Source organism: Actinophytocola sp. (assembly GCF_045807065.1).
Taxonomy (GTDB): Bacteria; Actinomycetota; Actinomycetes; order Mycobacteriales; family Pseudonocardiaceae; genus Actinophytocola.
This window is the reverse complement of record NZ_JBJMIE010000138.1, coordinates 1-22,721: the sequence shown is the minus strand read 5'-3', so window position 1 is coordinate 22,721 and position 22,721 is coordinate 1. Positions and strand designations below refer to the sequence as shown.

Annotated in this window: 27 protein-coding genes and 1 pseudogene; 8 read left to right on the top strand and 20 right to left on the bottom strand. The window is 71.2% G+C overall.

The annotated features are described in order from the left end of the window. Nucleotides 1-249 (top strand): HAD family hydrolase (locus ACJ73U_RS08235; protein WP_407776938.1); only part of this gene is annotated, 249 nt, incomplete at its 5' end. Next, nucleotides 249-380, top strand: a complete 132-nt coding sequence (locus ACJ73U_RS08230) for a hypothetical protein (RefSeq protein ID WP_407776937.1) — start codon at nt 249-251, stop codon at nt 378-380. The genes ACJ73U_RS08235 and ACJ73U_RS08230, both read left to right, overlap by 1 nt. Here the strand turns inward: ACJ73U_RS08230 and ACJ73U_RS08225 are convergent. The 5 genes and pseudogenes from ACJ73U_RS08225 to proC all read right to left on the bottom strand — a co-directional run bounded on the left by ACJ73U_RS08225 (nt 374) and on the right by proC (nt 3,842). After that, nucleotides 374-1,234, bottom strand: a complete 861-nt coding sequence (locus ACJ73U_RS08225) for a lysophospholipid acyltransferase family protein (RefSeq protein WP_407776936.1) — start codon at nt 1,232-1,234, stop codon at nt 374-376. The genes ACJ73U_RS08230 and ACJ73U_RS08225 overlap by 7 nt on opposite strands. A gap of 101 nt (nt 1,235-1,335) precedes the next feature. Then, nucleotides 1,336-2,258 (bottom strand): annotated as a pseudogene (locus tag ACJ73U_RS08220) (NAD-dependent epimerase/dehydratase family protein). 173 nt (nt 2,259-2,431) lie between these two features. Continuing rightward, nucleotides 2,432-2,533, bottom strand: a complete 102-nt coding sequence (locus ACJ73U_RS08215) for a 30S ribosomal protein bS22 (protein ID WP_018684825.1) — start codon at nt 2,531-2,533, stop codon at nt 2,432-2,434. A 145-nt stretch (nt 2,534-2,678) separates the two neighbouring features. Next, the gene (locus tag ACJ73U_RS08210) at nt 2,679-2,897 is read right to left on the bottom strand and encodes a helix-turn-helix domain-containing protein (protein WP_330843419.1); all 219 of its coding nucleotides are present in this window, start codon (nt 2,895-2,897) and stop codon (nt 2,679-2,681) included. A 129-nt stretch (nt 2,898-3,026) separates the two neighbouring features. Next, nucleotides 3,027-3,842: a pyrroline-5-carboxylate reductase gene (gene proC / locus ACJ73U_RS08205; protein ID WP_407776935.1), complete on the bottom strand. Its 816-nt coding sequence runs from the start codon at nt 3,840-3,842 to the stop codon at nt 3,027-3,029. 33 nt (nt 3,843-3,875) lie between these two features. Between proC and ACJ73U_RS08200 the strand changes: the two genes are divergently transcribed. Then, nucleotides 3,876-4,145 (top strand): ribosomal protein L7/L12, encoded by a 270-nt coding sequence (locus ACJ73U_RS08200; protein WP_407776934.1) that lies wholly within the window; start codon nt 3,876-3,878, stop codon nt 4,143-4,145. Here ACJ73U_RS08200 and ACJ73U_RS08195 read toward each other — a convergent pair. The 8 genes from ACJ73U_RS08195 to ACJ73U_RS08160 all read right to left on the bottom strand — a co-directional run bounded on the left by ACJ73U_RS08195 (nt 4,142) and on the right by ACJ73U_RS08160 (nt 12,104). Beyond that, nucleotides 4,142-4,990, bottom strand: coding sequence for a thioesterase family protein (locus tag ACJ73U_RS08195; protein ID WP_407776933.1), 849 nt, complete (start codon nt 4,988-4,990; stop codon nt 4,142-4,144). The genes ACJ73U_RS08200 and ACJ73U_RS08195 overlap by 4 nt on opposite strands. A gap of 58 nt (nt 4,991-5,048) precedes the next feature. Further along, nucleotides 5,049-5,975, bottom strand: a complete 927-nt coding sequence (locus ACJ73U_RS08190; RefSeq protein ID WP_407776932.1) for a proline dehydrogenase family protein — start codon at nt 5,973-5,975, stop codon at nt 5,049-5,051. Nucleotides 5,976-6,089: 114 nt separating this feature from the next. After that, nucleotides 6,090-6,863 (bottom strand): sugar phosphate isomerase/epimerase family protein, encoded by a 774-nt coding sequence (locus ACJ73U_RS08185; RefSeq protein ID WP_407776931.1) that lies wholly within the window; start codon nt 6,861-6,863, stop codon nt 6,090-6,092. A gap of 1 nt (nt 6,864) precedes the next feature. Further along, complete coding sequence (locus ACJ73U_RS08180; protein ID WP_407776930.1) at nt 6,865-8,157, bottom strand: hypothetical protein; 1,293 nt, start codon at nt 8,155-8,157, stop codon at nt 6,865-6,867. Nucleotides 8,158-8,286: 129 nt separating this feature from the next. Continuing rightward, the gene (locus ACJ73U_RS08175; protein WP_407776929.1) at nt 8,287-9,225 is read right to left on the bottom strand and encodes a Ppx/GppA phosphatase family protein; all 939 of its coding nucleotides are present in this window, start codon (nt 9,223-9,225) and stop codon (nt 8,287-8,289) included. Nucleotides 9,226-9,270: 45 nt separating this feature from the next. Further along, nucleotides 9,271-9,954, bottom strand: a complete 684-nt coding sequence (locus ACJ73U_RS08170) for a response regulator (protein WP_407776928.1) — start codon at nt 9,952-9,954, stop codon at nt 9,271-9,273. Next, nucleotides 9,951-11,099 carry a sensor histidine kinase gene (locus ACJ73U_RS08165; protein ID WP_407776927.1) on the bottom strand — a complete coding sequence of 383 codons (1,149 nt, stop codon included), beginning with the start codon at nt 11,097-11,099 and terminating at the stop codon, nt 9,951-9,953. The genes ACJ73U_RS08170 and ACJ73U_RS08165 overlap by 4 nt, the downstream gene beginning before the upstream one ends. Before the next feature lie 108 nt (nt 11,100-11,207). Then, entirely contained in the window at nt 11,208-12,104 is an 897-nt protein-coding gene (locus ACJ73U_RS08160; protein ID WP_407776926.1) for an oxidoreductase, read from the bottom strand. Nucleotides 12,105-12,209: 105 nt separating this feature from the next. On the opposite strand from ACJ73U_RS08160, the gene ACJ73U_RS08155 reads away from it, so the two are divergent. Next, the gene (locus ACJ73U_RS08155) at nt 12,210-12,848 is read left to right on the top strand and encodes a DNA-binding response regulator (RefSeq protein ID WP_407776925.1); all 639 of its coding nucleotides are present in this window, start codon (nt 12,210-12,212) and stop codon (nt 12,846-12,848) included. A 266-nt stretch (nt 12,849-13,114) separates the two neighbouring features. Here the strand turns inward: ACJ73U_RS08155 and ACJ73U_RS08150 are convergent, their stop codons facing one another. The 5 genes from ACJ73U_RS08150 to ACJ73U_RS08130 form a co-directional block, all read right to left on the bottom strand. After that, a complete protein-coding gene (locus ACJ73U_RS08150) occupies nt 13,115-13,867 on the bottom strand; it encodes a phosphoglyceromutase (protein ID WP_407776924.1) in 753 nt (250 codons plus the stop codon). A gap of 421 nt (nt 13,868-14,288) precedes the next feature. Continuing rightward, entirely contained in the window at nt 14,289-14,762 is a 474-nt protein-coding gene (locus ACJ73U_RS08145) for a YbjN domain-containing protein (RefSeq protein WP_407776940.1), read from the bottom strand. 263 nt (nt 14,763-15,025) lie between these two features. Beyond that, nucleotides 15,026-16,303, bottom strand: a complete 1,278-nt coding sequence (mshA, locus tag ACJ73U_RS08140) for a D-inositol-3-phosphate glycosyltransferase (protein WP_407776923.1) — start codon at nt 16,301-16,303, stop codon at nt 15,026-15,028. Nucleotides 16,304-16,340: 37 nt separating this feature from the next. After that, entirely contained in the window at nt 16,341-17,186 is an 846-nt protein-coding gene (locus tag ACJ73U_RS08135; protein ID WP_407776922.1) for an alpha/beta fold hydrolase, read from the bottom strand. Between the two features lie 98 nt (nt 17,187-17,284). Further along, on the bottom strand, nt 17,285-18,433 hold the full coding sequence (locus tag ACJ73U_RS08130) for an Ig-like domain-containing protein (RefSeq protein ID WP_407776939.1): 1,149 nt from the start codon (nt 18,431-18,433) through the stop codon (nt 17,285-17,287). 162 nt (nt 18,434-18,595) lie between these two features. Here ACJ73U_RS08130 and ACJ73U_RS08125 point away from each other — a divergent pair, with 162 nt between their 5' ends. Together ACJ73U_RS08125 and ACJ73U_RS08120 are read left to right on the top strand one after the other, a co-directional pair. Next, a complete protein-coding gene (locus ACJ73U_RS08125) occupies nt 18,596-19,330 on the top strand; it encodes an SDR family NAD(P)-dependent oxidoreductase (protein WP_407776921.1) in 735 nt (244 codons plus the stop codon). Between the two features lie 4 nt (nt 19,331-19,334). Continuing rightward, entirely contained in the window at nt 19,335-19,514 is a 180-nt protein-coding gene (locus tag ACJ73U_RS08120; protein ID WP_407776920.1) for a hypothetical protein, read from the top strand. 220 nt (nt 19,515-19,734) lie between these two features. Here the strand turns inward: ACJ73U_RS08120 and ACJ73U_RS08115 are convergent, their stop codons facing one another. Next, nucleotides 19,735-20,805, bottom strand: a complete 1,071-nt coding sequence (locus ACJ73U_RS08115; protein ID WP_407776919.1) for a UDP-N-acetylmuramate dehydrogenase — start codon at nt 20,803-20,805, stop codon at nt 19,735-19,737. Between ACJ73U_RS08115 and ACJ73U_RS08110 the strand changes: the two genes are divergently transcribed. Further along, the gene (locus ACJ73U_RS08110; RefSeq protein ID WP_407776918.1) at nt 20,804-21,319 is read left to right on the top strand and encodes a DUF2505 domain-containing protein; all 516 of its coding nucleotides are present in this window, start codon (nt 20,804-20,806) and stop codon (nt 21,317-21,319) included. The two genes, ACJ73U_RS08115 and ACJ73U_RS08110, sit on opposite strands and share 2 nt — an antisense overlap. After that, entirely contained in the window at nt 21,298-22,125 is an 828-nt protein-coding gene (locus ACJ73U_RS08105; protein WP_407776917.1) for a class I SAM-dependent methyltransferase, read from the top strand. Before ACJ73U_RS08110 ends, ACJ73U_RS08105 begins: the two co-directional genes overlap by 22 nt. A gap of 9 nt (nt 22,126-22,134) precedes the next feature. Here ACJ73U_RS08105 and ACJ73U_RS08100 read toward each other — a convergent pair. Then, on the bottom strand, nt 22,135-22,721 hold a 587-nt coding region (locus ACJ73U_RS08100; protein WP_407776916.1), incomplete at its 5' end, for an ADP-ribosylglycohydrolase family protein.

Sequence of the window (22,721 nt, the reverse complement as noted above, 5' to 3'; positions counted from 1 at the left end):
GACCTGCGGCGCTGCACGGCCTACTCGGACTCGGCCAACGACGTGCCCATGCTGTCGGTGGTCGGCACCGCGGTCGCGGTCAACCCGGACGGGACGCTCCGCGAGGCCGCGCGGCGGCGCGGCTGGGAGATCCGCGACTTCCGCACGGGCCGCAAGGCCGCCAAGATCGGGGTGCCGTCGGTGCTCGGCGCCGGCGCGTTGGCCGGCGCCGTCGTCGCCGGACTCGCCTACCGGAAGAAGGCAATGTGATGACCGGGATCCTGATCGTGCTGGTAGCGGTCATCTGTCTGGCTGTCGGCTTCACGTACGGGCGGCGCAACGGCATCGAGTCGGAGCAACGCCGCCAACTACGTGAGCGCGACCCCGACTGGCCCTACTGACCGCCGAAGACCGACTCCCGTTCGGCCACCATGCTGTCCAGGGTCTCCTGGATCGTGGCGCGGACGTGCTCGCCGGTCTCCAGGGCGACCTCGTGGTCCTCGACCGCGTCCGGGCTCGCCAGGTCCGTGCGGATCGGCTCGCCGAAGTCGATGCGCCACTTGGTCGGCAGCGGGACCGCGCCGAGCGGGCCGAGCAGCGGGAAGAACGGGGTGATCGGGAAGTACGGCAGGCCCAGCAGCTTGGCCAGCGGCTTGAGGTCGGCGATCTTCGGGTAGATCTCCTCTGCGCCGACGATCGAGCACGGGATGATCGGCACGCCGGCCCGCATGGCCGTCCGCGCGAAGCCGCCCCGGCCGAACCGCTGGAGCTGGTAGCGCTTGCCGAACGGCTTGCCGATGCCCTTGAAGCCCTCGGGCCACACGCCGACCAGCTCACCGGACGCCAGCAGGCGCTCGGCGTCGGCGTTGCAGGCGAGGGTCTGGCCGGTCCGGCGGGCGAGCGTGTTCAGCACCGGCACCTTGAACACCAGGTCGGCGCCCAGCATGCGCAGGTGCTTGCCCCGCGGGTGGTTGTCGTGGACGGCGATCGCGGTCATGACCGCGTCCCACGGCAACGTACCGGAGTGGTTGGCCACGACCAGCGCGCCGCCGGAAAGCGGGAGGTTGGCCGCACCCGTGACCTCGACGCGGAACCACTTCTCGTAGATCAGCCGCAGCGGCGGCAGGATCACCGCGTCGGTCAGCTGGGGGTCGAAACCGAACTCGTCGACCGGGTACTCGCCGGTGAGGCGGTCGCGGACGAAGCCGGCGATCTTGCTGGTCAGCGGCTCCGGACGGGGTCGCAGCTCGGTCACCGAAGCGAGGCGGCGCGATGGCCGCGCGGGTGCCTCGGGCACTCGCGGGCGCAGCGTGATGACGTCAGCTTCCTGAACAGGCACTGTGCTCTTTTCTGGGTTCAGCGGCCGCGGACGTAGTCGTCGAACGCGGCGGACGTAGTCCACTTCGGCGTGAACCCGAACGTGGTCTTCAACCGGGTCGTGTCGATGACCCGGCCGTAGTTGAGCAGCCTGGCCTGGCCGGAGGACAGCTCTACCCCGCCGCCGGCCAGGCGCGTGCCGAAGCCGATGGCGGCCCGCGGCACGGGCAGGGGGACGCGGCCGGCACGGCGGACGGCCTGGGACAGCGTGAGCACCCCGTCCCCGCCCGCGTTGTAGACACCGGGCAGGTCGTGGGTGGCGGCGCGCCTCAGCACCGCCAGCGCGTCGTTGACGTGCAAACAGCTGCACACGCGCGTCGAAGCCGAGCACGGTCGGCACGACGGGCAGCGAGAAGTACCTGGTCAGCGCGTTGTGCACGCGCGGACCGATGACGTCGGCCAGCCGGATGACGGTCAGCGCGACGTCCGGCCGGCGCCGGGCGAAGCCGCGGACGTAGCCCTCGACCTCGACCGCGTCGGCGTGCCCTTGCTCCGGCGCGTCCTGCTCGGTGAACACGGCGGGTGAGCTCGCGCTCGCGCCGTACACCTCCGCAGTGGACTTCACGACCAGCTTGCGCACGCTCCGCGCCCGCTGGCAGGCGGACAGGAGCCGCATCGTGCCGATGAGGTTGAGCTCCCTGATGGCCGCCCGCGCCGGCCCGGCACTGGGCCGGGGCCGCGGCGTGCACCACCGTGTCGACCTGCGCGTCGTCGATCACCCTGGCGATCGTCGACCCGCGGAGGTCCGCGCGCACGAACTCGACGCGCGTGTCGTCCACGGCCGGCGGCGTGGTGTCCACGCCCAGCACCCGGTCAATGGACGGATCGGCCGCCAGCTGTGCGGCGAGCTGGCCACCGAGCTGGTCGGCGACCCCCGTGACGAGGACGACCTTGGACACCATGCGACTCCGATGGTGGGAAACGAGAAATCCGCGCTTTTAGCATCTGTCGCGGAACGCTCGCAACTCTACCTCGGAATCGTGATCGATCCGTCGCTGGCAACGAGTAGTTAACGCAGGTCACACAATGTGTAGGTGGATGTCACTCATCTGGCCCAACATCCACCGCCACCTTGTTACTTCTTCAGCTTGCGACGCTGCACGCGGGTCTTGCGAAGGAGCTTCCGGTGCTTCTTCTTGGACATGCGCTTGCGGCGCTTCTTGATGACCGAGCCCATGCGGTACCTCTGCTTCAGTCGGTGGTCGGTTCTACCTGGAACGGCAGCGACCATCTCGACCAGGTCCGGTCACGGACGCGCCCATGACACCAGGCAACGGGCATCAAGATTACCTGGGCGTCATGGGACGCTCGGCACCGGCTCCTCAGCCGGCGTCGAAATAGGCGCTACGCAGGTAGTCGTGCACCGCCTGCTCCGGTACCCGGAACGACTTGCCGACCCGCACCGCGGGCAGCTCACCGTTGTGCACCAGGCGGTACACGGTCATCTTCGAAACTCGCATCATGGTGGCCACCTCGGCCACGGTCAGGAACTGCACCTGTGCGAGACCAGGTGGCTCCGGTTCTTTCTTGTTCGCCGGCATGCTCACCGCGTCCTTCGACACGTGTCGCGCCGCCGGCTTCCCCACCGACGGTATCGACACGCACGTGCTTCTCCCGAGACTAGCGGGACTGGTGTGACTGATGCGATGGCCCACGCCCCGAAATTTCGATCATCTCGGCTCGTGCGCCTGGCCCAGCTCCTGGGAGCGGTCCCGCGCGGCCTCGATGGCGGCCAGCAGGGCCGCTCGCACGCCGTGCTTCTCCAGCTCCCGGATCGCCATGATCGTCGTGCCGGCGGGCGAGGTGACGGCCTCCCGGAGGATGACGGGGTGCTCCCCGGTCTTCGACAGCATCGTGGCGGCGCCGACGGCCGACTGGATGATCAGCTTCTCGGCAACCGCCCGCGGCAGGCCGAGCAGGATCCCGGCGTCGATCATGGCCTCGACCAGGTAGAAGAAGTAGGCCGGCCCGGAGCCGGACAGCGCCGTGACGGCGTCCTGCTGCGACTCGGGCACCCGCACGACCATCCCGACGACCGACAGGACCTCCTCGACGACGGCGAGGTGGTCGTTGGTCGCGTGCCGCCCGGGTGAGATGGCCGACATGGCCTCCCCGACGACCATGGGCGTGTTGGGCATGACACGCACCACGGGCACGCCGTCGTTGAGCCGCCGCTCGTACAGCGAGGTCGGCAGCCCCGCGCACAACGAGACGACGAGCGTGTCGCGGTCGACGTGCGGCGCCAGCTCGTCCAGCAGCGGCTCGATGTCCTGCGGCTTGACCGCCACGACCAGGACCCCGGCCTCCTCGGCCGCGGTGGCGACGTCCACGGTGCGGATGCCGTAGCGGGCGGTCAGCTCAGCGGCCCGCTCCGGGTGCCGTTCGGTGAACATGAGGTCGTCGACCCGGCGACCGCCGGTGAGCAGCCCGGAGAGGAGCGCCTCGCCAATCTTCCCGGCCCCGAGCACCGCGATGGAATCTGTCATGCGGGACAGCGTCCCACGCTAGCGTCTCCAGGCATGTCCTCCGGTACCGCGTTCATCCTGGGATTCTTCCTCGGCGTCCTGCTCACGCTGGCGGTCGCCATGACCGTCCGGCGACGGCCGTCCCACCCACCGGTGGTGCTGCGGGACGTGAGCGAGGAGACCCTGTCCCGCGCCCGGGAACTGGTGGCGAGCGGGCAGATCGTCCACGCGGTGAAGCTCGTCCGCGAGGAGACGGGCCTTGGCCTGGCCCAGGCCAAGGCGGTGGTGGACGGCCTGCCGCACGACCGGAGCGAGAACGGCTAGGGCTTGGCCGACAGGGCCAGCTGACGGGCCTGGCAGACGAGGCGCCCGGTGGAGTCGACGACGGTCGCGTCCGCGTCGAACCAGGGGCCGTGGACGGCCTTGCAGTCGACCTGCATGCGTAGCCAGCCGGGGGCGGGGCGGGAGCGGAGCAGCGCGGTGAGCTGGACCGTGGGGGACCAGCCGAAGCGGCCGAGGTTGAACGTCACCGGGGGTGCGACGTCGCCCACGAGCAGGGCGAAGAACGGGTCCACCTGCTCGCTGCGCGGGCGCGCCCACAGGCGCAGCCGCGGGGGGTCGTTCGTCTGGCCGTGCAGGAAGCCGGCGCCGTTCGGGTCCAGGCGGACGTCGCAGCTCTCGGTCAGGCGGAACGCCGACGCCATCGGCAGCGACGCCATGTCCAGGGCGTTCCCCGGGGGTTCGGCCGGGATGTTGGGCAGCTCGGACCACACGGCGCGCTCACGAGGCAGCCTGCCGGTCGTCACCACGCCCTCGACACAGGACTGCCCGCGTTGCTCCAGCTGCACGCCGACGACCGTGGTCTGGCGCCCGTTCTTGCGCACCTCGGTGCGCAGCAGGACCGGTCCCAGCTCCGGCGCACGCAGGAAGTGCGCGCTGACCGTGAGCGGGTCCGCGGCCGGCGCACCGCCCCCGGCCGCCGCGACCCCGGCACGCGCCAGCAGGGCCACCAGGAAGCCGCCGTGTGGCTTGCCTGCGATGGTCCACGGGCTGGACAGCGTGGCGGCGAACGTGCCGTCGCCGAGCGAGCGCACGCGTGACGCGGTCATGAAAGGGCCGGCCGAACCGTGCCCGGCGCGCGCGTCGCCGTGACCCGCAAGACTGCTCATGATTATTACCCTGCCACGTTCTCGGGAGCTTGATCAGAGTGTGCCTTGAGAAACTTGATCATTTGCGGGATAGCAAGGCACGCAAGAAGAACGCGGTGTTGGCGGGCCGCTCCGCCAGTCTGCGCATCAGATAGCCATACCACTGCACCCCGTAGGGGACGTAGACGCGCACGGTGTGGCCGCGGCCGGCCAGCCGCAGCTGCTCCTCCGGTCTGATGCCGTACAGCATCTGGAACTCGAAGGCGCCGGGCTTCCTGCCCAGCGCCTCCGCGCGGGTGTCGAGGATCTCGACGAGGCGCGGGTCGTGCGTGGCGAACATGGGGAAGCCGTCGCCGCGCAGGAGGATGTTGGCACAGCGCACGTAGCTGAGGTCGACCTGGTGCGGGTCGGCGAAGGCGACCTCCGGCGGCTCGGCGTAGGCGCCCTTGCACAGGCGCACGCGTGAGCCGTCCGTCGCGAGGCGGGCGGAGTCCAGCTCGGTGCGGTGCAGGTAGGCCTGCAACACCGCGCCGACCCACGGCCAGGTCGTGCGCAGGTCGGCCAGCACCCGCAGGGTCGAGTCGGTGGTGGAGTGGTCCTCCATGTCGAGGGTCACCGTGGTGCCGGTCTGCTCGGCGCGGGTGCAGATGCGGCCGGCGTTCTCCACCGCGAGCCGCTCGTCGAGCGCCTGGCCCACGGCCGACAGCTTGACGCTGACCTCGGCGTGCTTGGCCAGCCCTTCGCGCCGCAGGCCGTCGAGCAGGTCGAGGTAGGCCTGGACGGTCTGCTCGGCCAGCGCCTTGTCGGTGGTGTCCTCGCCGAGGTAGTCGAGGGTGACGGTCAGTCCCTGGTCGACGAGTCTCCTGGTGACCGCCAGCGCGTCGGCGGTGGTCTCGCCGGCCACGAACCGCCGGACGACGTCCCGGCTCACCGGGGCGGTCGCGACCAGCCGACGGATCACGTCGTTGCCGGCCGCGGCCAGGATGAGGCTGCGTAACGGGTGCACGGAACGGGACTCTACGGCCCACGGCTCGCGGTTGGGTCCTGGACGACGATCGCGAATGTCGAACTCACCGGTCGTGCGTGTTGGACACACGGGTTCCGGGCGTTGGACTCGCGGTTACTGGCCCAGGTGGAGGCGGGCGAAGAGGAGGGACTCGGCCAGCGCCTTGGTTCGTTCGGTGCCGGTGCGGGCTCTTCGGGTGCTGATCTCGACGACCACCTGGCCGGTGAAGTTCGTCACTGACTCGCAGATCTCTGCGCAGGGTTGGGTGCCCCGGCCCGGGGCGAGGTGCTCGTCGCGGGGGAGGCCGGTGCCGTCGGCCAGGTGGACGTGGCGCAGGGCGTCGCCCATGCGCCGGCGCAGTGCCAGTGCGTCCTCGCCGGCCGTGGCAGTGTGGGACAGGTCGAGGGTGTAGTTGCGGTAGCCGACGTCCGTCGGGTCGATCGACGGGTCGAACGCCGTCACCACGCGGCCGAAACGGCGCACCGGGAACATGTTCTCCACGGCGATGGCGATGCCGGACTTGTCCTCCAGCTCCGCCACGAGGTCGGCGAAGCCCTCGGCGTAGCGGCGCTGCCAGCGGAACGGCGGGTGGATCACCACGGTCGGCGCGCCCAGGTCCACCGCGGCCTCCACCGAGCGGCGCAACCGCTCCTCCGGCAGCGGCGACCACACCCGCTGCGTGATCAGCAGGCACGGCGCGTGCACGGCCATGACCGGCACCCCGAACTGCCGCGACCGCCGCTTCAGCGCCACCGGGTCCTGACTGATCGGGTCGGCCCAGACCATCACCTCGACGCCGTCGTAGCCGAGCGTGGCCGCCGCCTCGAACGCCGAGGACGCCGTGCGTGGCCACACGGAAGCGGTCGACAGCCCGACGCGAACGGTCACGTCAGCGGTTCAGCAGCAGCAGCGCCGCCGGCGACACGGTCACGACCAGGCCCACCAGCACGGCCAGCACGGTGGTCTGCAGGTCCTCGGCGCGGCGGATCTTGCGGACGATCAGCACCAGCCCGGTGGTCACGACCAGCGCCACGACCAGTGCGGCCGCCGGCAGGAAGCCCCACAGCCAGTTGAACCCGAGCCACACGGCGGCGCCGCCGACGACGCCGAGCGCGAGCTGGGCGAACATGATCACCCACTCGCGCACCGGCGAGCGCCCGCGGTCGGCGTCGAGGTCGTCGTCCTCGAGGTCCTCCAGCTCGTCGAGGTCGTCGTCGTCCAGGCCGCGGCGCACGTCGTCGTCGAGCAGGTTGTCGTACTCGGCCGAGTCGTAGCGCTGCTCACCCGTGTCGTACCGCTCGCCGGTGTCGTACCGCTCGTCCGGGTCGGCCGCCGGGTACGCGTTGCCGTAGTCGCCCTCCTCCGGCTGGTTCCCGTACGGGTCGTACGCCGGCGCGTACTGCGTCGGGACGTCCCCGGGCGAGACCGGGCGGCGACCGGACATCGAGCCGTCCACCGGGATGCGCGGTGGCACCCTCGGCAGCTCCTCGGTGGTCTCCGCCGACTGGGCGCCCATGGGTGTCTGCGGCGCGGGGAGGGGTGGGGCCATGTCGCCGTCCAGCCGCGAACGGATGCCCGAGCGGTCCCGCGTGCCCCCCGGCGGCACGGGCCGGGGCGGGGCGCCGGGCTGGATGCGCTGGGACGGCTGCGGGCGCGGCAGCTGCTGCGAAGGTGTGGCGTGGGGCGGGGCGGGTGCGGGCGCCGGCCGGGGCGGCGGCGTGCCGCCGCGTACCGGCGTGGTCGGCTCGACCTGCCGCGAGATACCCGGCATCCGGGCGGACGACTGCTGGCCCGGGCCGGGCCCGGGGAGCGGGGACGGACCGGGCTGCGGCCGGGGAAGCTGTTGGGACGGGGCGGCGTGGGGCGGTACTGCGGGTGGCAGCGGCCTCGGCAGGCGCTGCGAGGACTGCTGCCCCGGCTGCGGCCGGCGCGGCTGGTACTCGGTCCGTTCGCCGCCCCTGCGGTGCGACGTGCGCTCCGGCGGCGGCATGTCGTCGCTGATGGCCTGCATCTCACCCGACTCGGACAGCACCCGGTCGATGATCTGCTGGGCGCCGGTGTCGGTCATGTCGTCCGCACGCCGACGACGGCGCCGGGGTCGTTCACCCGACTCCGCGCCGTACTTCGCGAGCAACTCAGCGACTGTGCGCTGGGGCTGCTCCGGTCCGCCTTCGTGACTCATCGACTCCACCGTGCCCGGCGCCAGCCGTTTCGTCCAGCGGCGACGCCCGAAGGGCTCTCATACTCGCAACCTGCAGACCACATTATGGATGGCCTCCGGTGGAGTTCGCTCCGAGCACCATGATGAGCATCACGGCTCCTCCCCGTCAGCCTGGTCGAGCCGCCGCAGGATGACTCCCTCACGCAGCGCCCATGGACAGATCTCCAGCTCCGGCAGGTCCAGCGCACGCAGTGTGGCCTGCGCCACCAGCGCGCCCGCGACGAGCTGGTGCGCACGGCTCGCGCTGACCCCCTCCAGTTCGGCCAGGTCGGCGGCGCTCATCCTGGAGATGAACGCGGTGAGCTGCCGCAACCCCGGCTCGGTCAGCACCCGCCGCACCCTCGGCCCGGCCGCGGACGGTGCCGCTCCGGTCAGCCGCGCGAGGGTTCGGAACGTCTTCGACGTGCCCACCACGCGGTCCGGCTCGCCGTGCTTGCCGAGCTTCTTGGCGACCGGCGCGAGCTGGTCGGCGAGCCACGCCGCGGTCTCGGCGACCTCGGTCCGGGTCGGCGGGTCGCCGCGGAACCGCTCCCGCCTGATCCGGCCCGCGCCGAGCGGTACCGACTTGGCGTAGTCGGGCGCCTCGTCGATGCCGACCGCGAGCTCCAGGGAGCCGCCGCCGATGTCGAGCACGAGCAGCCGGCCGGCGGACCAGCCGAGCCACCGGCGGGCGGCGAGGAAGGTGAGCTTCGCCTCGTCCTTGCCGGTGAGCACCTTCAGCTCGACACCGGTCTCGTCGAGGACCCTTGCCAGGACGTCGGTCACGTTGCCGCAGTCGCGGACGGCCGAGGTCGCGAAGGCCATGAGGTCCTCGCAACCCAGCCTGGCCGCCGTCTTCTTGGCGTCGGCGACCGTGTCGACCAGATCGGCGACGCCCTCCTCGGAGAGGTCGCCGGCATCAGTCAGCCGCTCGGCCAGGCGCAGCACGGTACGACGCGAGCTGGCCGGCATCGGGTGCGCGCCCCGATGCGCGTCCACCACGAGAAGGTGAACGGTGTTGGACCCCACGTCCAAGACCCCAAGGCGCACGGGGCGAAAGGTTACCTGTAGGTCGCGGTTAGGGAAGGGTTTCCGTCACGATTCGAACTTGTATCCCAGGCCACGCACGGTCACCAGGTGCCGGGGGGAGGCCGGGTCGGGTTCGATCTTGGACCGCAGCCGCTTGACGTGGACGTCCAGCGTCTTGGTGTCGCCGACGTAGTCCGCGCCCCACACGCGGTCGATCAGCTGCCCGCGGGTGAGCACCCGGCCGACGTTGCGGAGAAGGTACTCGAGCAGGTCGAACTCCTTCAGCGGGAGGGGAACCTCGGTGCCGCCGACGGTCACCACGTGCCGCTCGACGTCCATGCGGACCGGACCGGCGGCCAGCACCTGCGGCAACTCGCCGTCCGGGGACTCGCCGCCGCGGCGCAGCACCGCACGCACCCGCGCGATCAGCTCGCGCGCCGAGTACGGCTTGGTCACGTAGTCGTCCGCGCCGATCTCCAGGCCGACGACCTTGTCGATCTCGCTGTCCCGTGCCGTGACCATGATCACCGGCACCGCCGAGCGCTGGCGCAGCGCCCTGCACACGTCCGTGCCGCTCATCCCCGGCAGCATCAGGTCCAGCAGCACGATGTCCGCGCCGTTGCGGTCGAACTCCTCCAGCGCCTGCTGGCCCGTGCTCGCGACGGCGGCCGTGAAGCCCTCCTTGCGCAGCAGGAAGGCGAGCGGGTCGGCGAACGACTCCTCGTCCTCGACGATCAGCACCCTGGTCACTGCTTGCCTCCTGTGCTGTTGACACCGTTGGAGTTGGGATGGGCGGGGATGCGCAGCGTGAACGTGGACCCGGTGCCCGGGCGGCTCCACAGCTTGACCTCGCCGCCGTGGTTGGCGGCGACGTGCTTGACGATGGCGAGCCCCAGACCGGTGCCGCCGGTGGCCCGCGAACGGGCCTTGTCGAGCCGGTAGAACCGCTCGAAGACGCGTTGCTGCTCCTCCTCCGGGATGCCGATGCCCCGGTCGGTGACGGAGATCTCGACGAAGTCGCCGACGCGGCGGCGGCTGATGGAGACCGGGCTGCCCGGCTGGGAGTACGCGACGGCGTTCTCGAGGAGGTTCGCGAGCGCGGTGACCAGCAGGGTCCGGTCTCCCTCGACGAGCAGGGCGGTGTCGCCGTCCGTGGCGATGTCGATGCCGGTGTTCTCGGCCGCCAGCTTCGCCCGGCCCAGTGCGTCCCGAATGACGGCGTCGACGTCCACGGCGTTCAGCTCGGGCAGCCGTTCGGCGCCCTGGAGGCGGGACAGCGCGATCAGCTCGGTGACGAGCGTGCCGAGGCGGGTGGCCTCGTGGAGGATCTTCGTGGTGAAGCGGCGGACGGCCTGGGGGTCGTCCGCCGCGTCCAGCACGGCCTCGGCCAGCAGCGCCATCGCGCCGACCGGGGTCTTCAGCTCGTGGCTGACGTTGGCGACGAAGTCGCGGCGGGTGGCCTCCAGGCGGACCGCCTCGGACTCGTCGGCCGCGTCCACGGCCAGGAAGCCGTCGCCGAGCGGGCGGATCTCGCCACGCACAGCCTCCGGGCCGCGGCCGAAGGAGCGTTCCTGCGGCCGCAGCTCGATCTCGACCGGCTCACCGGTCTCCTTGGCCAGCTCGGCGGCCTTCTTGGTGAGGCCGTCGACGCGCCGGTTGCGGACGACACCCAACTCCTCGGCGCGCCGGTTGTGCTGCACGACGTCGCCGAACTGGTTGAGGATGACGATCGCGTTGTGCGAGGAGAAGACGAGCCGCTGGAGCAGCACCGAGATGGTCGGGCCGGCCGGTGGCTGCGCCGCGGCCCGATGTCGTGCCCTGGCGATTCCCGCGCCGGCGAGGAGGCCGACGACCAGTGCACCGGCTGTCAGGAAAGTCCAGACCAAGTCGGTCACGGGCGAATCGTAAGCAGGTCAGGGGTGGTGTCGACCAGTCCGCCACGGCCAGAGGTGATTGTCCCGACACCTGACAGCGGCGTTGTTCGTCCTGCCGCAAGGCCCCGTTCACCCGATCGTGTCCAACTGGGACAGGTCCTCCTCGGTCAGGCGCAGGCCCGCCGCCGCCACGTTCTCCTCGAGGTGGGCCGGGTTGCCGGTGCCGGGGATGGCGAGGACGTTCGGTCCCTTGTGGAGCGTCCACGCGAGCCTGACCTGTGCGGGCGTGGCGTCGTGTGCCTTGGCGATCTCAGCGACCACGTCCGTGCCGGTCTCGTCGGCGGCCCCGGAGGGCGACGCGCCGGGCACACTGGCCGCGATCGCGAAGAACGGGACGAAAGCGACGTCGTGCTCCGCGCACAGCTCGATGAGCGCGTCGTCCTCGCGGCGCGTGGTGAGTCCGTACTGGTTCTGGACGCACACCACCGGCGCGATGTCGAGCGCCTCCGCCAGGTGCTCCGGGCCGATGTTGGAGATCCCGAGATGCCGAATGAGACCCTCCTGCTGGAGTTCGGCGAGCGCCTCGAACCGCTCCCTGAGCGCACCCGTGCCACGGTCGAGCGCCTCACCGATGCGCAGGTTGACGACCTCGAGGCGGTCGAGGCCGAGCTGGCGGATGTTCTCCTCGACCTGTCCGCGCAGCTCGTCCTTCGTCCGCGCCGACACCCAGTTGCCGGCCGGGTCGCGGCCCGGGCCGACCTTGGTGGTGATGACCAGGTCGTCCGGGTAGGGGTTCAGCGCGGTGTTGATCAGCTCGTTGGCGGAGCGGCGGGCGGAGAAGTAGAAGGCGGCGGTGTCGATGTGGTTGACACCCAGCTCGACGGCCTTCTGGAGGACCTGGACGGCCGTGCCGCGGTCACTGGGCGACCCGTCGGCCCTGGCCATGAGCCGCATGGCCCCGAAACCGAGGCGGTTGACGGTGTGGTCGCCGAGCTTCCAGGTGCCGGCCGCGCTTGCGTTCGTCATGACCCCCACCTTGGTTCCGGCCCGGGACGCCCGCTCGTTTTGGCAACTTCTTGCCGATTCTTGCCGACCTTGGCGGCGGACACGCGGCTCGGGAACACTGGAACCATGAGCCTCGACCAGGTGCCCGTCCTCCACGACGAGGAGGAGCTGTTCAACAGGACCGCCCACCTGTTCGCGACGGCCAGCGAGATCGCCTGCGCGGCGCGGGACCTGAACACCTGGGCGGCGAGCCGGCCACGAGCCGGTGTGGACCAGGTGTCGAAGCCACGCGTGCGGAAGCTGTACCGACCGGGCGTGCTGCTGAACCCGTCGACGGCACAACACCTGCGAACCGTGGCCGCCACACCCGACGCCGAGGTCCGCATCACCACCGACGACCTCAACGAGACGATCATCATCGACCGCCGCTTCGCCATCCTGGCCGGCGACCTGCACGACGGCCGGCGGGGCTACGGCGTCGTGACCGAGGCGGCGGTGGTGCAGAACGTCATGTCGTTGTTCGAGGCGGCCTGGCGCACGGGCATCGACCTCGACGTGTACGACGCGCAGCACGCGGAACTGGCCTCGCTGGCGCCTCGGGTGCTGGAGTTGCTGGCGTCGGGCTGCAAGGACGAGACCGCGGCCCGGACGCTCGGGCTCGGCGTGCGCACGTACCGGCGGCGCGTCGCGGAGCTGATGTCCGCACTGGGCGCCGAGTCCCGCTTCCAGGCCGGCGCCCGCGCCCGCGACCTGGGCCTGATCTGACGTTTCGGCGCGTGGACGTTGGCGGAGTGAGCCCGGCCTCAACGCACGTGGCAGAGGCGGATCTGGCCCCCTGTGCGTAGAGGCTGAAGCGACCCGAGCCCCCGGTGGCCGAGGTAGCGGCGGAACCCCTTGGCGAAAGTGGCTGAGACGAGCGCCGATCCCCCGGGGGCCGATCCCGGTCTACCGGGAAGAATCCACAACCCCGAGGTTGTGGATTCTTCCTGTGGATAAAGCAGGCAACCTGTGGATAACCACAAGCGAGCAGGTCAGCGGCCCTGGTTCGCCACCGCGGCGGCGGCTTTCTCGGCTTCTGCCGGGTCCAGGTAGGTGCCGCCGGGAGTAATCGGTTCCAGGTTCTCGTTCAGGTCGTAGCGCAGGGGGATGCCCGTCGGGATGTTCAGGTTCGCGATCGCGTCGTCGGAGATTCGGTCCAGGTATTTCACCAGGGCGCGTAGCGAATTGCCGTGGGCGGCCAGGAGTACGGTCCGGCCCGCGTGCAGGTCCGGGACCACCGCGGACTCCCAGTACGGGAGCATCCGCGCCACGACGTCCTTCAGACACTCGGTTCGGGGCGTCTCGCCGCCCGCGTAGCGGGGGTCGCCGTCCTGGGAGAACTCCGAGCCCGGCTCGATGGGCGGGGGCGGGGTGTCGTACGAACGGCGCCAGAGCATGAACTGCTCCTCGCCGAACTCTTCCAGTGTCTGCTTCTTGTTCTTGCCCTGCAGCGCGCCGTAGTGGCGCTCGTTCAGGCGCCAGTCGCGCTTCACCGGGATCCAGTGGCGGTCCGCGACGTCCAGTGCGATGTTCGCCGTCGCGATGGCGCGCCGCAGCACCGACGTGTGCACGACGTCGGGCAGCAGGCCGGTCTCACGAAGCAACTCACCGCCGCGGCGGGCCTCTGCCTCACCCTTCGCCGACAGCGGGACGTCGACCCAGCCCGTGAACAGGTTCTCCGCGTTCCACACGCTCTCGCCGTGGCGGAGCAGGATCAGGGTTCCGACCGAAATCGATCCAGACATGCTGAGCAGCCTGCCAGATTCGGCAAGCCCGCAATCGGCGACCACCTTCGTGGCCACCCGTTCGGGGCAAGCTGAGTGCTCCAAACAACGCTATCGTGACGTTTGAAGTAAGGGTCGTATCCTAATCGTTACCTACGGAACGCAATTACCACTGTGCGGATTGAACAGTGGCCTTGTGTAACCGCCCGATCTCTGACAGGTTGACGAAGCCCTTGCGGATCAGCTCCCACGCACTCCCTGATCCGAGAGGGCAGCAGTACGGCTCGTCTCCCCTGCCGAGCCGTACCCCGCCCGGAACACCCAGGGTGCCCCCCGCTCAGGGCTCCGACGCGGCGGGAACCTAAACGCGGGGCGGCTTGGGATCGCGACTCCCCCCTCGCCCAAGCCGCTCCGCGAACCCGTTTGCATACAGTCTGGGTGATCACACCTCCTGCGACGGCGTCAGCATGTGCTCGAACGCCTTCAGGTTCGCCAGGGACTCCCCGCGGGACACGCGCCAGTCGTACTCCCGCCTGATCGACGTCGCGAACCCGATCTCCAGCAACGTGTTGAAGTCGCCGTCCGCCGCCTCCAGGACCTGGCCCAGCAGCCGGTCCAGCTCGTCGGGCGTCACCGCCTCCAGCGAGACCCGGCCGACGAGGTAGACGTCTCCCAGCTGGTCGATCGTGTACGCCACCCCGTACAACCGCGCGTTGCGACGCAGCATGAACCGGTACACGTCCTCGAACGCCTCGTCGGGGCGGCGACACACGAACGCCTCGACCTCCAGCGCGTGCGGCGTCACCCGCAGCCAGGTGTTGGTCTGCAGCTTCTTCGTCCCCGGCAGCGTCACGAAGTACCGGCCCGTGCCCGGCGAGGTGAACTTCAACTCCCGCTCGACGAGGAAGTCCTCGATGACCTGCCCAACCGTCACGCCGCTCACGATGCCCCCTCGCAGGCTCGGTGACACCGTTCGTCGGCGCGACCCCCATGGTTCGCTCCGCAAGCTCCGCTCACGCCGCTCACGCCGTTCCCTCGCAGGCTCGGTGACACCGTTCGTCAGCGCGGCCCCCATGGTTCGCTCCGCAAGCTCCGCTCACGCCGCTCACGACGTTCCCTCGCAGGCTCGGTGACGTCGTTCGTCGGCGTGGTGCCCGTGGTTCGCTCCGCAAGCTCCGCTCACACCGCCACCTCCGAGTCGAACACCGCACGCCGGAACGCGCTCGCGGCGTCGGCATACCCCGAGATCAGCGCGCCAGTCGTGCGGTCCCACGAGAACTCCCGCGCGTGCGCGACGGCGCCCGGTGACAGCAGCGCGCGCGACCGCAGCGCCGAGACCAGCGCGGACGCCCACGTCCCCGCCCGGTGACCGGCGACCAGCAGCCCGGACCGGCCGTCCGCCACCGCTACCGGCAAGCCGCCGACGGCGGCCGCGACCACCGGCGTGCCGCACGCCTGCGCCTCCAGCGCGACCAGCCCGAACGACTCGTTGTGGCTCGGCACGGCCACCAGGTCCGCGGCCCGGTACACGTCCCGCAGCGCCTTGCCCCGGCGCGGCGGCAGGAACCGGACGACGTCGGCGATGCCGAGGGACGCGGCCAGCTCCTGCAACGCGGTCGGCGCCTCGAGCCCGGTCCCGGACGGCCCGCCGACGACCACGACGACCAGTCGCGACCGGTCGACCGCGCCCCGCGCGAGCATCTCGGCGGCCGCCCGCAGCAGCACGTCCGGCGCCTTCAGCGGCTGGATCCGGCCGACGAACGCCAGGACCACGGCGTCCGGAGAGATGCCGAGCGCCTGCCGGGCCACCGCCCGCGAACCCGGCCGGAACAGGTCGAGGTCCACGCCCGGCGCGATCGTGACCACCTTGTCAGCCGGCGCGCCGTACAGGTCGCTGAGCTGCGCGGCCTCCACGTTGGTGTTCGCGATGAGCTGGTCGGCCTCGTCGACCACCTGCTGCTCGCCGATCTCCCGCAGCCGCGGCTCGGGGGTGTCACCCTCGGCGAGCGCCGCGTTCTTGACCCTGGCCAGGGTGTGCGCCGAGTGCACCAGCGGCACGCCCCAGCGGTCCCGCACCAGGAAGCCGACCTGGCCGGACAGCCAGTAGTGCGAGTGCACGAGGTCGTAGTAGCCCGGCTCGTGCCGCGCCTCGGCCCGCAGCACACCGGCGGTGAACGGGCACAGCTGCGCGGGGAGCTCGTCGCGGGCCAGCACCTCGTACGGCCCCGCGGTCACGTGCCGAACCAGCACGCCGGGCGCCAGCTCGGCGGTCGGCGGCAGGTCGGAGGACGTGGCGCGGGTGAACACCTCGACGGCGACGCCCTGCCTGGCCATCCTCGTCGCGGTCTGGGTGATGTAGACGTTCATGCCGCCCGCGTCGCCGGTGCCCGGTTGCTCCAGCGGCGACGTGTGCAGGGACAGCACAGCCACCCGCCTGGGCAGCCTGCGCAGCCTCACGACGGATCCATCTCGGACCGACACATCGACCCCCGACTCAGTTGGTGGTGATCGACCCCGCGAACTCGATCAGGGCCGCGGTGAACTCCTCGCGACTTTCTGTGAACGGCATGTGTCCTGTCGATGAGAACCAACGCACGACGGCGCCCGGAATCTTCCCGGCCGAGTACCTCGCGCTACTCGGGTCCACCACCGTGTCGTCGGTCCCGTGCACGACCAGGGTGGGCACGTCGACCGCCGCCAGCACGTCCGCGCTCGCCACATCCCGCCGGAACAGGGCTTTCCGGACGTTCGGCGGCACCGCGAGCATCTCGCCGACCTGCCGCTGGATCTCCGCACCTGGTCGTGGCGTGGCGGCCATCCGCTTCGCGAGCGTGGTCAGCGCGGGCACGGCCTCGTCCGGGTCCTCGGACAGGACCGCACGCATGATGCCGTCCCAGGCGCTGCCCACCGCGCCGCCGGGATGGCCGCGGCCCAGCTCGGTGAGCGCGCCGACCAGCACCAGGCCGGCGACCCCGGCGGTGCCGCGTTCACGCAGGTAGTCGGTGATGACCAGGCCGCCGTACGACCAGCCGACGAGCACCGCGGGCGCACCGGCGAAGGCGAGCACGGCGGCGATGTCGTCGGCCCAGGCCGACGCCCGGTCGTAGCCGGTCAGCGGCACGTCCGACGCGCCGTGGCCGCGCAGGTCGACGGCGATGAGCCGGTGCCGCGCGGCCAGGTCCAGGTCCGTCAGCTGCTCGGTCCAGGCACGGCTGGACGACGCCCAGCCGTGCACGAACACGATCGGCAGCGACTGCGGGTCGCCGAGGGCGCGCACCGCGATCCGCACGCCCTCGGCGCCACGGAGGTGGTGCTGGACCGACTGGGCCGCTGCGCTCATCCGCCTGGCGCCCCCTTCCCCCATCGCGGGCTCGTCGCTCGTCCCTGGCTCCCGAGCCCGCTCTTCGGTCAGTCCGGCGGGAGGCTCCTCCGCTGCTGTCAGGTCAGCGCCGACATGGACTTCCACTGGTCCCAGGAGATGAGCCAGTCGAACACGTCCGAGGTGGTCGGGTAGTTGGCCACCGAGCCGGTGATCTCCACGGGGTCGCCGATCAAGGCGCTGTCGAAGTAGGCCTTGGCGTCGGTCTCCAGCAGGTTGACGCAGCCGTGTGAGCTGTTCTTCTTGCCGATGTTGGCGGCGTTGTCGTTGTTCTCGTGGATGAACTCGCCGTGGTTGGAGATGCGCACGGCCCACTTCTTCATCACGTTCGTGTACCCGTACTTCGGGTTGGAGAAGTCGCCGATCGGGTCCTTCTCCATCACGATGACCGTGCCGTTGGGCGTGGTGCGGTCCGGGTCGCCGTCGAGGCCGTTGCTGGACGGGTAGCTCGCGGTGAGCTGGCCGTCGCGGTAGACGTTCATGACGTGGTCCGGCGTGTGGATCTTCACGACCTGGTTGCGGCCGACGGTGAAGCTCGTCGTCAGGTCCGCCTTGCCGTAGGCGCCGCCGCCGTAGGACAGGCCGTACAGGTTCGCGGTGACCTTGACCTGCGTGTTCGCCGGCCAGTACTCCTTGGGCCGCCAGTCGACCTGGCTCTTGCTGATCCACGCCCACGAGCCCTCGACGGGCTGGGACGTCTCGATCTTCAGCGCCTTCTCGACGGCTGCCCGTTCCTCCTTGGCCGGGCCGCCCTCGGGGAACTTGACGCTGACCGGCATGCCGACGCCGACCGTCGCGTTGTCGCTGGGGTTGATCGTCGCGCGGGGCGTCGAGCCAGGGGTCAGCGTGGAGAAGGAGCCCTTCTGGGTGCTCTCCTTGCCCTTCGGGTTCTTGGCCGTGGCCGTGTAGCTGTAGGTCTTGCCGTAGCCGAGGACCTCGGCGCTGGTCCAGCTCTTCTTGTCCGCGGCGAGCTGGCCCTTGATCGGCTGGCCCTCCGGGTTCGTCACGGTGGCCGCGGTCAGCTCACCGCCGGACGCGGTGATCTTGACTGGGTCGGTCACCGCCACGTCCTTCGCGCCGTCCGCGGGCGCGAAGGCGATCTTGGCCGGCATTTCCTTCTTGTCGACGGGGTTCGCGCTCCCACCCTCGCTCGACGTGCAGGACGTGAGCAAGGCGATGGCGGCGACCACTGTCGTCGCCGCGCCCATCAACCGCCGTCCGGATCTCACCGTTCAAACCTCCGACTGACTTAGTCCCTCTGCGAATAAGGACGCCCCACGGCCGTCAAGGATGTGCCCCTGAAAGTGTGACTGTGGTCACGCGAAACCGCTCCATCGGGTTGGTTACCCCGAAGCGTGGATGCTTAAGGGGTGAACAACCTCGGCACAGCGATTGTTACCGGAGCGAGCTCGGGCATCGGCGCCGCCACCGCCAGACACCTGGCGAAGGCCGGTTTCCGGGTGGTGGTGGGCGCGCGACGGCTCGACCGGCTCACCGAACTGGCCGCCGCGATCGACGGCGTGGCCCTCCAGCTCGACGTGACGGATCCCGCGTCGGTTTCGGCGTTCGTCGAGGCAGCGGGCCCGTGCCGGGTGCTGGTGAACAACGCCGGCGGCGCCCTCGGCCTCGCGCCGGTCGCGTCCGCGGACGAGGACCACTGGCGCGGGATGTGGGAGACGAACGTCCTCGGCACACTGCGCATGACCAAGGCGCTCCTGCCCGCTTTGGTCGATTCCGGCGACGGGCACGTGGTGACGATCACGTCCGTCGCGGCGTATGAGGTTTATGACAACGGCGCCGGCTACACGAGCGCGAAGCACGCGCAGTCGGCACTGCACCGGACGCTGCGCGGCGAACTGCTCGGCGAGCCGGTGCGGTTCACGGAGGTGGCACCCGGTCTGGTCGAGACGGAGTTCTCCCTGGTCCGCTTCGACGGCGACGCCGAGCGGGCGGCCGGGGTGTACGACGGACTGACCCCGCTGACCGCGGACGACGTGGCCGAGGTCGTGGCGTTCGCGGTGACCCGGCCCCCGCACGTGAACCTGGACCAGATCGTCATGAAGCCGCGCGCCCAGGCATCGGCGTCGCGGGTGCACCGGGAGTAGGGGCGTGCGCCGGCCACCCAGCGCCGTGTCCGCGCTGACCGCGGGCGCCTTCGCGATCCTCTGCGTGGTGACGCTGGTCGCGGTGATCGCGCGCTGGGTGCCGGCGTACGTGCTGCTGGCGTCGGCGGCCCTCGCGATCGGCGTGGCGTTCAACCTGTGGGCCGCCCGCGGCTCCGACGAGTGAAGTGGCCGGCACCGGGCTACCCGCCCGCGTACTTGTTGCGGTGGCGACAGTGGTGGCAGGGCTCCCTCCGGTGCTGTACGCACTCCTGCCGCGCGGGTGAGGCCACGGTGTTCGCGGAGCAGGTTGCGGAGAATCTCGCGTGGCACGGACAGGACTGGAACGAACGGTGTGCGTCCGTGATGTTCGACGTGCCGTCCGAAGAGGAGCTTGACCTGGACTTCTAGAGCACGCAGCCCACCAGCACCGGTTCCGGCTGCAGGGTCACGCCGAACCTCGTGTGCACGCCGTCGCGGATCTCCCGGGCCAGGGTGAGGACGTCGTCGGTGGTGGCGGAGCCGCGGTTCGTGAGGGCCAGGGTGTGCTTGCTGGACAGGGCGGCCGGCGCGGTGTCGCCCGGGTATCCCTTCGCGAAGCCGGCGCGTTCGATGAGCCACGCCGCCGACAGCTTCGACGTGCCGACGCCCGCGGGGTACTGGGGCACCGGGGTGCCCTCACCCACCACCGAGGCGATCCGCGCCAGGACCGCGGGCAGCTCCGCCTGCGTGACGATCGGGTTGGTGAAGAACGAGCCGACGCTCCACGTGTCGTGGTCGTCCGGGTCGAGGACCATGCCCTTGCCGCGGCGCAGCTCCAGCACCGCGGCCCGTGCGTCCGCGGCCGGCACCTGCCTGCCCTGCCGCACGCCGAGCACCCGCGCCAGCTCGGTGTAGCGGATCGGCGCGGACAGGCCGCCGTCCGCCAGCTCGAACCGCACCCGGAGCACGACCGCGCGTTCGGTGTTCTTGAGCATGCTCGTCCGGTAGCCCAGCGCCAGCTCGGCCGCGGCCAGGGTGCGGACCTCGCCGGACGCGCGGTCCAGCAGGTCCACCGAGATCAGCAGCTGGCTGATCTCGACGCCGTAGGCACCGACGTTCTGCACGGGCGTCGCGCCGACCGAGCCGGGGATGCCGGACAGGCACTCCAGCCCGCCAAGGCCCGCCTCGACGGTCTGCCGGACGACCGCGTCCCAGTCCTCGCCGGCCTCGACGGTCAGGGCCACGCGGCCCTCGCCCAGCGAGTCGATCTTGCCGCCGCGGTTGGCGACCCGCACGACGGTGCCGGTGAAGCCCGTGTCCGAGATCACCAGGTTGGAGCCGCCACCGAGCACCAGCAGGTCGTCGGCGGCGGCGGCCCGGACCGCGGTCACGACCTCCTCCGCGGACTCGGCCGACACGAACCGGGTGGCAGGGCCGCCGACCCGCAGGGTCGTGTACCCGGAGAGTGGCACCGCGGCGAGGGGGAGGCTCGTCATGGAGACCAACGGTAACCTCCCGTTCATGCCCAGCCGCTTCGAGCACCGCGCGACCTTCCCCGCGCCCGTCGGCACCGTCCACGCGACACTCGTCGACGAGGCGTTCCTCACCGCTCGCCTGCGGGACATCGGCGGTAAGGGCGCCGCGCTGCTCGACCACCGGACCAGCGACGACGGCGCCGACATCCGCCTCCGCCAGGGCGTCGACGCCCGGCACCTGCCCGGCGCGGTGCGCTCGATCCTGTCCGGCGACCTGGTCGTCGAGCGGGAGGAGCACTGGCGTGGCCGTGAGTCGACCGGCAGGGCCACGATCAACGGCGTCCCGGCCGAGATCAGGTTCGCGAGCCGGCTCGTCCCCAAGGGCGACGGGACGGAGCAGGTGGTCGACGCGGAGGTCAAGGTCGGCATCCCGCTGATCGGCGGCAAGATCGAGAAGGTGGTCGCCGAGCAGGTCACCAAGCTGCTCGCGACCGAGGCGGAGTACGCCGAGAAGTGGCTGGCCGAGCACGCCTGACCGTGGCCGGTGTTCGCTCGGCGAAGCCGCTCGGCAACCCGACCCGCGGCACCACCAACCCGAACCGGCTGCGCCGGTCGGACCGCTGGCTCACCGGCACGCCGTGGGTGGCGAAGGTCCTCGCCGACGCGGCCGACCCGCTGGTCGTGGACCTCGGCTACGGCGCGACGCCCGTCACGACGGTCGAGCTGGCCCGGCGGCTCGCGTCGATCCGGCCGGACGTGCGGGTACTCGGGCTGGAGATCGACCAGGAGCGGGTGGACGCGGCGGCACCGGCCGCCGATCCGCCGCGGTTGGCGTTTCACCGGGGCGGGTTCGAGCTGGCCGGCACGCGGCCGGTGCTGGTGCGGGCGTTCAACGTGCTGCGGCAGTACGCCGAGGCCGAGGTGGCGGGTGCCTGGACCACCATGACCTCGCGGCTCGCGCCGGGTGGGCTGCTGGTCGAGGGCACGTGTGACGAGCTGGGCCGGCGCTGCTGCTGGGTCACCCTCGACGCGACCGGCCCTTCGACCCTCACGTTGGCCTGCCGGCCGGCCGACCTCGACCAGCCCTCGGACCTGGCCGAACGGCTGCCGAAGGCGCTCATCCACCGGAACGTGCCGGGTGAACGCGTGCACGCCCTGTTCACCGCGCTGGACCGCTGCTGGGCGCACGCCGCGCCGTTCGCCAACTTCGGCCCCCGCGCCCGCTGGGTCGAGACGGTCGCACTGCTGAAGACCGACTGGCCGGTGCGCGACACCCGCCGCCGGTGGCGCCTGGGCGAGGTGACCCTGGACTGGGCCGCCGTCACACCCGGGATGCGATGAACGCGTCCTTCATCGCACCACCCAGTCGGGCAGCGGCTCGGTCGACCGGCGCCACTCCGGCGGGATGCCGTCCTCGCCGACCCGGCCGGCGATGATGCCGCCGGCGATCGCGCACACGGTGTCGGTGTCCCACGCGACCGGGGCGACCGTCCGGAGGGCCGCCGCGTAATCGTTCGGGTGACGGGCGACCACCCACAGTGCCAGCGGCACGGTGTCCGGGGCGCTCAAGGCGCTGCCGTTGCCCAGCTGCACGGCGGCCTCCGCCGGTGACGCGTCCGGCATCTCCGCCGCGGCCTCGATGCCGTCCCGCACCTGGCCGGCCGGGGTGTGCCGGAGGACCTCGTCGTACATCGCGGCCGGCTCGGCCGCCGCGGCGACCGCGGTCGCGACGGTGCCGGCCACGCCCTCCGGGTGGGTGTGGGTGACCAGCGCGGAGGCCTCGGCCTCGGCCGCCGCCCGGGCAGGGTCGCCTGCGAACCACGCGCCGAGCGGCGCGACCCGCATGGCGCCGCCGTTGCCCCAGGAGCCGGCGCCGTCGAACGTCCGCGCGGCCAGCTCGCGGAGGTTCTCGCCCTCCTCGACCCAGCGCATCATCG